This is a genomic window from Psychrobacter sp. UBA2514, from assembly GCF_002341255.1.
Classification (GTDB): Bacteria; Pseudomonadota; Gammaproteobacteria; order Pseudomonadales; family Moraxellaceae; genus Psychrobacter; species Psychrobacter pacificensis.
Window position 1 is genome coordinate 41,435 of the sequence record NZ_DDNS01000026.1, and the last position, 12,524, is coordinate 53,958.

At 42.4% G+C, this 12,524-nt stretch carries 10 protein-coding genes and 1 pseudogene; 6 read left to right on the forward strand and 5 right to left on the reverse strand.

What is annotated here, in order from left to right; translation table 11 throughout:
- Nucleotides 1-5: 5 nt before the first annotated feature.
- The 5 genes and pseudogenes from B3V51_RS08385 to pilG form a co-directional block, all read right to left on the reverse strand.
- Entirely contained in the window at nucleotides 6-941 is a 936-nt protein-coding gene (locus B3V51_RS08385; RefSeq protein WP_286708234.1) for a CheR family methyltransferase, read from the reverse strand.
- Nucleotides 942-1,050: 109 nt separating this feature from the next.
- Nucleotides 1,051-2,124 (reverse strand): annotated as a pseudogene (locus tag B3V51_RS08390) (methyl-accepting chemotaxis protein); the annotation flags it as partial.
- 514 nt (nucleotides 2,125-2,638) lie between these two features.
- The gene (locus B3V51_RS08395; RefSeq protein WP_286708235.1) at nucleotides 2,639-3,169 is read right to left on the reverse strand and encodes a chemotaxis protein CheW; all 531 of its coding nucleotides are present in this window, start codon (nucleotides 3,167-3,169) and stop codon (nucleotides 2,639-2,641) included.
- A gap of 3 nt (nucleotides 3,170-3,172) precedes the next feature.
- Nucleotides 3,173-3,535, reverse strand: coding sequence for a response regulator (locus tag B3V51_RS08400; protein ID WP_071002986.1), 363 nt, complete (start codon nucleotides 3,533-3,535; stop codon nucleotides 3,173-3,175).
- Nucleotides 3,536-3,718: 183 nt separating this feature from the next.
- Nucleotides 3,719-4,096: a twitching motility response regulator PilG gene (gene pilG, locus B3V51_RS08405; RefSeq protein ID WP_057761576.1), complete on the reverse strand. Its 378-nt coding sequence runs from the start codon at nucleotides 4,094-4,096 to the stop codon at nucleotides 3,719-3,721.
- 678 nt (nucleotides 4,097-4,774) lie between these two features.
- On the opposite strand from pilG, the gene B3V51_RS08410 reads away from it, so the two are divergent.
- The 6 genes from B3V51_RS08410 (at nucleotide 4,775) to B3V51_RS08435 (ending at nucleotide 12,070) form a co-directional block, all read left to right on the forward strand.
- Nucleotides 4,775-6,031: an HlyD family efflux transporter periplasmic adaptor subunit gene (locus B3V51_RS08410; RefSeq protein ID WP_286708236.1), complete on the forward strand. Its 1,257-nt coding sequence runs from the start codon at nucleotides 4,775-4,777 to the stop codon at nucleotides 6,029-6,031.
- Between the two features lie 307 nt (nucleotides 6,032-6,338).
- Nucleotides 6,339-7,061, forward strand: coding sequence for a response regulator transcription factor (locus B3V51_RS08415; RefSeq protein WP_058025471.1), 723 nt, complete (start codon nucleotides 6,339-6,341; stop codon nucleotides 7,059-7,061).
- 76 nt (nucleotides 7,062-7,137) lie between these two features.
- Complete coding sequence (locus B3V51_RS08420) at nucleotides 7,138-9,189, forward strand: ATP-binding protein (RefSeq protein ID WP_286708237.1); 2,052 nt, start codon at nucleotides 7,138-7,140, stop codon at nucleotides 9,187-9,189.
- 254 nt (nucleotides 9,190-9,443) lie between these two features.
- Nucleotides 9,444-10,214, forward strand: coding sequence for a methionine ABC transporter ATP-binding protein (locus tag B3V51_RS08425; protein WP_240365441.1), 771 nt, complete (start codon nucleotides 9,444-9,446; stop codon nucleotides 10,212-10,214).
- 19 nt (nucleotides 10,215-10,233) lie between these two features.
- Nucleotides 10,234-10,920, forward strand: a complete 687-nt coding sequence (locus B3V51_RS08430; protein ID WP_252962812.1) for a methionine ABC transporter permease — start codon at nucleotides 10,234-10,236, stop codon at nucleotides 10,918-10,920.
- 169 nt (nucleotides 10,921-11,089) lie between these two features.
- The gene (locus tag B3V51_RS08435; protein ID WP_286708238.1) at nucleotides 11,090-12,070 is read left to right on the forward strand and encodes a MetQ/NlpA family ABC transporter substrate-binding protein; all 981 of its coding nucleotides are present in this window, start codon (nucleotides 11,090-11,092) and stop codon (nucleotides 12,068-12,070) included.
- The last annotated feature ends 454 nt before the right edge of the window (nucleotides 12,071-12,524 follow it).

Below are 12,524 nucleotides of genomic sequence, written 5' to 3' on the forward strand. Positions count from 1 at the left end.
CTAATTTAGGCACTAATTTTTTGCCACACATTCACTTGTGGGTGCGCAATACGGCGCATATTCGAAGGGCGCCAAAACAACGCCTCACCTGGAGCCAATATAATATATCCCTCTACCGCACACTGCTCTGATAGCCATGCCAAAATATCACGCTGATCAAACTTGCGAAAATACAGCAGCATGTTTTGGCAGATAATCACATTTTGAAGATGCGAAGTGGGTGATTTTTGTTCAATAACATTGTGTAGAGCAAAGCTAACATAAGGTCGTAAAGCTGGCGCTACTTGCCAGTCAAACTGAGTATTGATAGACCTTTCTACTTTACTAGAAGTATCAGCCATACTCAGCTCATTACCTGCATTCTTGGTGATCAAAGGGTAAACAAACTGCTGACAATTTTGAGGAATTAATGAATACTGCCGTTGATCATATTGTCCTAATCGCGCGTTTGTAATCGCTTGCTCGCTCACATCTGTTCCCAGTATCACATGATTGGATAACTGCGCTGCTGTCAGACTCATGGCCAGTGACCAAGTCTCGTGCCCACTTGCACAACCAACGCTCCAAATGCGAAAGGGCTTACTCCTGTCATCTGCACACTTGTCTATTGCATATCGTGTGATGAAATCGATAGAAGGTTTATGACGAAAAAAGCGACTCTCATGAATGAGCACTTTGTCTAATAGCTGCTGACGAATCTCATTATTCTTTGGTAATTGATACCAGAGCTGCTGAGTAGTGAGTCCATTTAATGTTGCTGTGTGGTCAATGGCATTGGTCAACCACTGCAGCTGTGTATTTGGCAATATAAAGCCAATCTCTTGTTCTATATATCTCTGCCATTGCTGTAAATTAGCACTATCGCCCTGTATCATCTCATCACCCCATACAGGTTCAAATGTATTAGATAGAGCCTTTTCTACTTGTATATGATTGTTCACGTCGCCTGCTATTATTAATGCTGCACGGCGTCAGAACCTATACAGCATTTTAATTAAAATCTTATACAAAAAGACGTATCGATACCGATTCAATATTCAAGCTAAAAGGTTAGACAATTTCTGATAAAGTTTGTTCAGAGTTAATCATTTCATCATCTAACAATTCATCATCGTTCGATACTTTAAAGCCAGTAACCGACTCTTGTAGTGCGGCAGCCATTTCACTCAACTCACCAATAGAACGTGCTGTGGCCAACGTACCAGATGAGGTTTGTGAAGTAATATCTTGAATGATATTCATAGTATGAGAAATATGGCCAGCAGATTCAGCCTGCTGTAATGCAGCATTTGAGATGTTCTGAATCAAGTCAGCCAACGTGTTAGAAACGCTCTGTACCTCTTCTAGTGCTTCACCAGCATCTTTTGCCAAACGAGCACCACGTACTACTTCAGATGTCGTCGATTCCATCGACATAACAGCCTCATTAGTATCCGCCTGAATGGTTTTTACCAACGTTTCAATCTGTTTGGTCGCATTCGCTGAACGCTCAGCCAGACGCTGAACCTCATCAGCAACAACTGCAAAGCCTCGACCAGCCTCACCTGCCATCGATGCCTGAATGGCGGCGTTCAATGCCAGAACGTTGGTTTGGTCTGCAATATCGTTAATCAAGCCAACGATATCACCAATCTCTTGAGAAGACTCACCAAGGCGCTTGATACGTTTCGATGTCTCTTGAATCTGATCACGAATAACGTTCATACCTTCAATCGAACGCTGTACAACTTCTGCCCCATTATAGGCAATGGCAACTGAACGCTGAGCAACCGTCGCAGACTCTGATGCATTATTCGAAACTTGGTCAATTGACACGGTCATCTCATTAATAGCGGCTGATACACCAGCAATTTCTTGCGCTTGATGTTCAGAAGCTTCAGCAAGCTCAACAGCGTTCATCTGCGTTTGATCTGAAGACTGTGCAACTCGGTCGGCAGTACTGTTAATAACCAAAACCAATTGACGTAATTGGTCAATTGCGAAGTTGACTGAGTCAGCAATTGCCCCTGTAAAGTCTTCTGACACGGTAGCATTGACCGTCAAATCACCTTCTGCCAAATCCCCTAACTCATCAAGTAGGCGTAGAATAGCGATCTGGTTACGTTCATTTTCTTCTTGAATTTGACGAGCTCGTTCAGACTCTGCTTCTGCTTCTTGACGGCGGCGTAAGGTTTCTTTTTCAATCAGCAAACGCTCTGATCCACCACGTTGCTTAAGCAATTGATACGAGGCAAACATAATACCCAAAGCACCGATAGCAAAGACAAGTGCTGGTAAAACAATTGTTTGATTAAAGTTAGTAAAGTCTTGACTCACCGATAACACCGCGTTAGCCAGCCAAACGACACAGACCACACTCAGCAGAATAAAAAATCCTAATAATAGCTTCCACGTATTATTGGTCTCTTTGCCTTCTACAGTTGTGTTGCCTGTACCAGCTACAGGTTTTCTTTTAACATCACTCATCTTGCGTATCCCTTTCAAACAATCGTCAAAGTCTTATCGTGACTGACTTTGACAATCTTGTTGTTATCAAAACAATGATTAGCAAAGCCTGTATAAACTGACATCCCACTGTATCGTGTCAGCCGCTATTAATCTGTCGTTACCGAATAAATAGATGTTTTATTGTCGATTACTATACCGCAGCATCTGAATACTGCAGATCTTGTGCCAGCAAGCTTGGCATGAAAACGTACCACTCCTGCTCGTCTTTCAAAAACTTACCATGGTTATAAGGTGCAAATGGTGAATTGGAATCAATCGCTTCTGGGCGGTAATGTTCCTGAGTGAACTGTTCGATACCAAGCACTTGATCGACCAGTAGCCCTGAAAAGTTATTATCGTGATCGATCACAATAACTTTGCGCTGGCTTAGCTGTGGCAAGCGGCTTGGCACTTGTAAAAAGCGTGACAAATCCGTCAAAGGTAGTAGTCGTCCGCGAATATTGGCAATACCTAGCATCCAAGGCTTTACTAGAGGTAAGCTAGTGTATTCTGGCATGGATAACACCTCTGATACCTGACCCATAGGAGCAACTAAGCGCTGACCACCAATCTCAAATACCACCCCTTGCCAATCAAACTCTTGACCACCGCGGCGACCGCTTTTGCGCGCACGTGCCAAATCTGCTAGACGCAGAAGCTCAATGAATCCTCTAGAGGCCACAAGTTACTCCATCACTTTGCGAATCATATTGACCAATACGTTTTCATCGACTGGCTTATTCATATACTCTTTGGCACCTTGACGCTTGCCCCACACTCTATCGGTTTCTTGATTTTTGGTACTGATCATAATGACAGGTATATGAGCGGTGGTTTTGCCGCGAGTGATTTTTCGCGTAGCCTGAAAACCGTTCATTTCTGGCATTACTACATCCATTAAAATGACATCTGGCAGATGATCAGCTGCCATCTGACAGCCCTGCTCGCCATTTGATGCTTCTAGTACTTGAAAGTTATTTTTAGAAAGCATGTCGCGAAATTTCGCCATTTCTGATGGTGAGTCGTCAATGACTAAAACGGTAGCCATAGGATTTTCCTTTATTTTCTAAAATATCTATGAGGATATATTGTTGATAAAACGACTGAAAATAATGGCCAACAACTTATTCGTGATTTATTTTTATGCTAGTCACTTAGTATGTTAGTCACTTAAATAGTGAGTCATTATTTTTAATCTTAGCAATCACTATATTTGAGTCTATAGAGCTGATTAACGGTACTGGTTAATCGCATCAAAAAGCTCATCTTTACTAAATGGTTTGGTCAAATACTCATCAGATCCGACGATGCGGCCACGGGCTTTATCAAATAAGCCATCTTTAGATGACAACATAATCACGGGTTTATTAGCATAATCAGGGTTATTTTTTATGAGTGCACAAGTCTGATAGCCATCTAAGCGCGGCATCATGATGTCGACAAAAATAATATCTGGGTTGTTATCAACAATTTTTGCTAAGGCATCGAAGCCATCTATAGCGGTTACGACTTCACAACCCGCTTTTTGTAGCAAGGTTTCTGCGGTACGGCGAATGGTTTTTGAATCATCAATCACCATTACTTTCAAACCTTCAAAATTATTTTCCATTATCATTATCCTATGAACGACTATTTATTCGTAACGCTCTCTGTCTATATAAAGCTCTAACAATCATCTTAAGTCATGATATCAGTCAATATGAGACCAATACAAAAGACTGAGACTTCATTAGACCTTTTATGACAGTGAATACCTTTTATCAGTGTCTGCCCATCAAACACAGCGTCAACATGAGTTACTATACGCACTTTGCTCGTAATAAGCTCATAAAATTGAGTGCGATTTTTAGCTTTTTAGGCCTAATATTTTACTTCTATAACCATCAAGCAAAGTCGTATTATCTCTTAAAACACTCAAAAGTTTTTGAACTCACTTACTGTCAGTGACAACGTCATTTAAACAACGAGGCAACCAACTTTATGATATCCCTGCATTATATAGAATCAATAACCACATTGCTGAATAATTTTCTTTTGTGATAAAAATGTATCACAGTATTTCGTTATGTTTGTTTTAGCACAGTTATTGATGCTTTTCCAGTCATTAGCGAATTAATGTTCTAACTAATGAGTATCATAAACCGCTGTTCTTATTTAATAAGTCGGCAACCTCATCTATTTTCTTATGACAAACGCTTACGCATCTAAGATTAGTAAGTGTGGCGCAATTGTTCCACCGCGTATCTATTCACTATATAATGAAACGACGACTATAACGGTGACTGCTATGACAGCCTTTAAACATTCCAAAAAAAGCCTCTACTTGCTCAGCGTTTTATTGCTTGCTGCTTGTCAACCCTCACCATCTGAGAATGAATCAGTCGCTCCTGAAAACACGGCAACGGCAGACTCCCCCGTTGTCATTACCAGTGATAGTGTCACGATCACACCAGAACACATACTCAGTATAAAGTCTTCCCGTTATCAGCCAAGTCTAGGGCTGCAAGGTAGCATCGAGCCTATCAAACAAACCAAATTTTTTGCAGTACATCCCGTCAATATAGAAAAAACGTTCGTTAGCGAAGGTCAATGGGTAGAAAAAGGTACGCCTTTACTAGTTGTCAGGCGTTTGGCGGCGGTGAGTGATCCTACCGTAAAATCAGACACATCTACAGAAGCCAACTCTTCTAAAGAAGAGATAGTGACAAGCACTACCAATAATAAGAAACCAGAGAATACACCAAGTATTGACGACAATTCTGACTCTAGCTCTACTAAGGCTTTATCTGTTGATAATGATGCTAATGTAAATAATACTAACAATGATAAAAAAGAGTCGTCAGCAGCAAACCTTGTGACAGATAATAGTGATAACGCCGATAGTAATGGTATAAAAACTGCTACTAAAAAACCGAACCCACAATATAATTTGGTGACGATAACTGCTAGCTTTTCAGGTCGTGTAGAAAACCTATATGCCACAACTGGTGAAAAAATGGCGGCGCGCACGCCCCTATTAGAAATTAGTGACGAGACCAAATTGCACTTTGCGGCGACACTACCCATTCAAGCGGAGCCTCAGCTTTCAGTTGGTCAGACTGTCAATTTTACGACCGAAGGTATCACTGACAAGTTTACAGGTCAGGTCAGTAAGCTTGTGCCTACCAGCCAGCCAAAAAAACTGTTGGTGTATGTTAACGTCATTGACAATGAAGCCAGCCGTGACAAGCTACAACCAGAAATGAAGGTCACGGGGCGAGTCAATTATGGACAAATAGACGTAGGTACTATCGTGCCCAAGCGCGCCTTACATGATGTTGACTTAACAGAGTTACAAAAACCGCCTTATATGCCGCTTAAACCGTTGACCGCCAATGTCTGGATTATTGGCCAAGACCAGCGTTTGACACGCCAGCCTATTGAGGTTGTTGAGTATGATCCGACCACGCAACAATATTTGATTGCTGGTGTGAGTAACGATAGTTTAATTTGCTTGGCTGACTTACCTATTGACTCTGAAGGCAAAAAAGTCATCGTGTCATAGCCATTCACGCTGACAGTTACATTTGGTAGAAACATTAACAAAGCCTATCTTGTTTTGTAACAGCATCATTAGGCAATATAGTCGTACTATATATAGCACTATCCGAGTATTTAGGACTATCTTTATCACTACGTATTTTTATCATCATGATAGTTCAGTACTCTAAAACACCTGAAAACTTAGAGGCTCAGAGGTTTAATGGCATAGAATGTAAAAACTATTGATACTTCTATCATAGTTATCATAGTTAAGCGACTAGCACACATTAGACCTTTGGCAAATTATAAGAACAATTAGAGGATATCCCATGAGCAAGCAGATTTTATTGATTGAAGATGATCCAGATTTAGCAGAGCTGATCAGTGATTATTTGACCATGAATTACTATGACGTCCATCATGCAGGTTTGGGTCAAGAAGGCCTTGATCTGTTAGATACCAAAGAGCGTGATATCGATTTGGTCGTACTTGATTTGATGCTACCTGACATGGATGGCATGCAAGTATGTCAAAAAATTCGTGGCAACAAGAATAATATGACCAATAAAGTACCTATTATTATGCTGACCGCAAAAGGGGATACAACTGATCGCGTGTTAGGTTTGGAGATGGGTGCTGATGACTATATCGCAAAGCCTTTCGAGCCGCGTGAGCTTCTCGCCCGTATCCGTGCTGTTATCCGCCGTCATGAGCAGCCAAACCAAGCAGATAGCCAGTCAGATAGCTTAACCTTTGGTCGTTTGAGTGTGTTCCCTGACAGTCACGAAGTTACTATCGATGATGAGCCTGTACGTTTAACGACACATCAGTTCCAATTACTACACTATTTTGCTACCCATTCTGGCAAAGTGCTAAATCGCGAGCAGCTTTGGCAGGCAATGCCAAACGACGACAGCTCAGACAACATCGATCGTGCCATTGACGTGCATATTTCACGTTTGCGTGCTTTGATCGAAGACAACCCACGTCAACCAAAACGCATTATCACGGTGCGCGGTGTTGGTTATCAATTTGCCACTGATCAGGTTTGATCATAAAAGACGGATTAATCGATAGAGAGCATATTAAGCTCAGTCGATATTAGTGTCCAATAACAGAGATTGTTTAATGCAGCAATTGGGTTTTCGTTCCGTATTTGCCAAACTATTTGCCAGCGTTATGCTGGCACTTATTTTATTTGCAGTTGCTATGGTGCTATTGACCCAATTGGTGCATGACAAGGACGCAGGAATCCGATCAGAGATATTGGCCACGCAGATTTTGGGTCAGATTGATCCCTTTCTGCATGAGCTAAATATCTCTATCAGCAAGGACAATCACCTACAATCACGATTTATGCTAGCTGTTGTCAAAAAAAGCTTTGATATTTTTGATGAGTCTTTGCAGGCGAAAATGGGGTTGTACGACAGCGAAGGTCGGTTGCTCATGCAAACCGATAATAGCGATTTGCCGCTAGAGCTACCACCTACGCCATCTTTATTTTCACGTATTTTTCCTTCGTTTGCAGATACCTCCCCTACTAAGCAGGCTCAAGTCTATAGCAGCACTGGCTATACTCTGCTGTATGAGTCGCGTTTACCTCCTAAAAAGCCCGTGCTTTCTGCAGCGCTGAATCTGTTTACAGGTACGTTGTTGCTGCTCATTATTATGGCAGGTGTTCTGTGGCTGATTGCCCGTACCATGACATGGCGTATCGATCAGTTAAGTCAGCAGATGGCTCAGTTAGGTGATGGGGATTTTACGGTTCGAGTGAACGCGCGTGGTAATGACGAAATTGCCTCATTGGCGCGTGGGTTCAACCAAGCAGCGCAAAAGATTGAGCACCTCGTTGATGCCAATAATTTATTATTGGCGCATGCTTCTCATGAGTTGCGTACGCCTATCACGCGCATTCGCTTGCAGATTGAAATGATGGATATGTTGGCTGGTGCGCTACCATCTGACACCAAAGCCAAGTTTGATAAACGCGCTCATGCCATCACTCGCGATCTGTCAGGTCTCAATGATTTGGTCGAAAGTATATTGTTGGTCAGCCGTCTAGATGCAGGTCATGCTTTGCAGCAAATTGAGTACTTGGATTTATACGATTTGGTCAATCAAGAACGTCAGCACTATCCTGAAGCCACGTTGATTGGTGAGCACATCATGATCGACGGTCAATCATCAATGTTGACTCATCTCATTCGTAATCTACTGACCAATGCCATGCTTCACGGCAAGCCGCCCGTTACTGTGTTACTGTACGGCGTTCAGACTATCGAAGAGGCTGGCACTGTTCCTGATTACCTATTGCAGACCGTGCTCTCTAGCAGTTTCACCGATTATAATAGCTTGTTGGATTTTGACTCTTATGAAGAGTCGCTTGATACCAATAGTGATGAGCAGGAGTCTGCTTCACTCGAAAATGCCGACTCTACTCTGAGCAATAAAGACAAAACTGAGTCAGTCGAGCCAATAACTGTCTTGCCAGCACCGCCAATCTACAAAAATGGTGAAAATCTAACAGTCGATGAAGATGTAAATGCTGATCTTAACTTTATTAAAAACACCCCAAGTTCTGTAAAACCTGATGCTCATATTGCTAGCACCGATTTAGATAAAGTGATTTGGAAGGCCGTTCCTGATTCTAAAGACACTCTAGACTCTAATAAAGGCGTACATGATAATCTTATCGAATCTACAGATGGAACAATCGACAATCGTGCGCATGCTCTTGAAAACGATAGCAATAGAAAAACTGACAAAGTAGCAACTGATACAACTATCCACAAAAATGGCAGCAAAGATAAAGCGAAAAACAGTGCTAAAGCCAACACCCAAAATAATAACGAAGCCGCAGCCACACCGCGTAAAGAAGGCTTATTTGCTAAGCATCTCAAAAAGGCAAAAACTGAGCCGGTACGTCCCCTACCAAAATATGCAGTACTAGCGGTGATTGATGAAGGCACAGGTATTCCTGAAGAAAAACGCGAAGAAGTGTTTAGCCCATTTGTACGGTTACAGCAAAAGAATAAAGGGTCAGGGTTGGGGCTTTCTTTGGTTTCTCAGATTGTCACCGCGCATCAAGGGCGGATCACTACTGATACGCTAAACGGTCATACTCGCTTTTTAGTCGCCATACCCGTTGAACATGACCCTCATTACAATCAGCATGAGTAGTCAGCTATATTTGAAAATACGTTACTTTGTTGATATTACTTCCACTGATACCCCTCAAACATTCCTTCCTTAATAGCTATTCATCATAAGTCAGTCACGGATGTGCATATCCAAAGTGACTGATAATATGCTATATTACCGCCCCTTATTATACGGTTATTGACTATTGTCGTTTTGATGGGCTTCTTATCTAGTAATAGAAGCATAACAACACACGATGACCATTAAAAAATTTATTGAATTTTGAGCCCTCCATGAATGACATGATTGTCTTAAACGATGTGACCAAAAGGTTTTTAAGCGACCGATCAATCAAAGACAAAGACGGCAAACCACATTGGTTTACTGCTGTTGAGCCGACATCTCTGACTATCAAACAAGGCGAGATTTTTGGTCTAATGGGCTATTCAGGCGCAGGTAAATCGACCTTGTTGCGCTTGATTAACATGCTTGAGCGTCCAGATTCAGGCCAAGTGGTGATAGACGGTACTGACTTGACCACGCTATCTGCCAGTGAACTGCGTATTGCTCGTCATAATATCGGTATGATTTTTCAGCAGTTCAATCTCATGTCTAATCAAACGGTTTTTGACAACGTAGCATTTAATTTAAAAGTGTCAGGCTATCCTAGCCGCGATATTCATAAACGCGTTATGGAATGTCTTGAGATTGTCGATTTAACTAATCGCGCTGGACATTATCCTGCGCAGCTATCCGGTGGGCAAAAGCAACGTGTCGGTATTGCCCGCGCGATTGCCCCGAGTCCAAAAGTATTGCTGGCCGATGAGCCAACCAGTGCGCTTGACCCTGCAACGACTCGCAGTTTGCTGACTTGTTTGCGCGATATCAATGAGCAACTTGGTGTGACCATCGTCATCGTAACCCATGAGATGAGCGTCATTCGCAGACTCTGTGATCGCGCAGCATTATTACATCAAGGTCAGCTATTAGAAGTGGCCGATGTACGAGATGGTCTGATTCAGGCAACTACCCCGATTGGCAAAGGCTTAGTCGTTGAGGACTAATGAGGCAGGAGAAATAGATATGTTAACTGGTACTGAATTATCCGCCTCTATAGACAAGCTGCTTGCCCTACGCAAAGAGATTGTGAGTGCGTTTGTTGATACGTTTATCATGCTTGGTATTTCAACCACGGTCGCCATCCTTATCGGTGGGCTCTTTGGCGTATTCTTGTTTTTGTCCAGTGACCGACAATTTTTGCAAAACAAGACACTCTATGGCGTACTTGGCGCCATTACCAACTTTATGCGCGCCTTCCCTTTTGTGATTTTGATGATTGCGATGAGTCCGTTTACCAAAGCTATCGTCGGTACTGGTATCGGTCCGATTGCCGCCTCTCTCGTCCTTGCGATTGCAGGTTCGTTTTATTTTGCGCGTTTGGTTGAGCAAAATTTGCGTGAAGTACCGCGCGGTATTATTGAAGCAACTGAATCGATGGGCGCCAGACCTTTTACAATCATCAAAGTACTGCTCAATGAAGCGCGCTCAGGATTGGTACTCTCGGTCACTATTCTTTGTATCAGCTTACTCTCTTACTCAGCAGCGGCTGGTATGATCGGCGGTGGTGGTTTGGGTGATTTGGCCATTCGTTATGGCTATTATCGCTATCAGACCGAGGTGATGATTTTTATCGTGCTGGTGTTGTCAGTGATGGTGATATCGATTCAAGCGTCTGGCAACTGGCTCGCCAATCGTTTAGACAAACGTTAAACCGCTTTAGAGAATACTTGACATTACGAGCGACTAGGTTTATTTTTGGCAACACTCAACCCTTATCTCAGCTCTCACAAAAAAGCAGCATTACTATTTATAATGTTGCTTTTTTAATGTTTCGACGATAAACGCTTTACTCAATTTTATTCATTATTAAGGACATATTATGAAATTAACAGATATCAGCCGTCAGTTAGCCACCGCATTTGCCGCTGTTGGCGTATCAGGTTTGGTCTTAGTCGGTTGCAGCAACTCATCAGCGCCAGAAGCGAACCAAGAGCCTGTCACTGAAGGTACCACTGCAGAAACGACTGCGAGCACTAGTGACATCGATCCTGAACACACCAAAATTGTTATCGGTACGACTGAAGGTGATTTTGCTGATATGGTTCGTGACCAAGTAAAAGGCACACTTGAAGCTCAGGGTTATGAGGTTGAGTTAGTTGCATTTACTGATTATGTTCGTCCCAACCTTGCCTTGGCAGAAGGCGACTTGGACATCAACATTTTCCAGCACAAGCCATATCTTGATACCTTCAAAAAAGAGAACAACCTTGATCTCGTTGAAGTATTCCAAGTACCAACCGCCCCGCTTGGTATCTACTCAGGCAAAAAGTCTAGCCTAGATGAAGCATTCAAAGGCATGAGTGTTTCTGCACCGAACGATCCAAGTAACTTTGCTCGTGCGTTGGTCATGATGGACGATCTTGGCTGGATTAAACTAAAAGACGGTATCGACCCATTGACTGCATCAAAAGCTGACATCGCTGACAACAGCAAATACGATATCGATATCGTTGAGCTAGAAGCGGCTCAATTACCACGCGCGCGTGATGAAGTTGACTTTGCCGTGATCAACGGTAACTATGCAACTGACTCTGGCATCAAGCTGACCGAAGCATTGTTCCAAGAGCCAAGCTTTGCTTATGTGAACTGGTCAGCGATCAAATCTGCTGATACTGGTAAGAAATGGGTTGAAGATGTCACCAATGCCTATAACTCAGAGGCTTTCAAAAAGTACGCGCATGAAACGTTCCCTGGCTACAAGTACCCAAAAATCTGGGGTTCTGACACTAGTGCAAGCACTGATACCGCAGCTAAAACTGACAGTACTGAAACGGTAGAAACAGAAGCCGCGGCTCAGTAAGACACTAAAATCATCAGTGCCCAGCCATACGGGTACCTCGATGATTATCGGCGCTCATCACTTAACCGTGGTGGGCGTTTTTTTAATGTCTTCGTTTTGCTGATCTTACCTCTTTTTAAGCTTCCTATCATCCTAACAGGTTATCGAGTTCACGTTACAGCCTGTTTGTCCTTTGTAGGGATGCGTCACACGCTCTTCCACTTTGCTCTAGTTTTTCTTATAGTAGACAAATTTGATTATTAGATGAGCTAAACAACTGCTAAGTTTTTCTACTAATATCAACTGTATTAAATGTTTTTTTTAAAACCATTTTTAACTCAAGACATACTATAAATTATAAATAAAATATAGTTGATCCAATTTAAGAGTGGTACAAGGCAACCGAGTGCAGATGTATACGTCATACTTCAAGCGAGGTTAACGCTGTAACGCTTTTTTAGTGGATTGACTATAA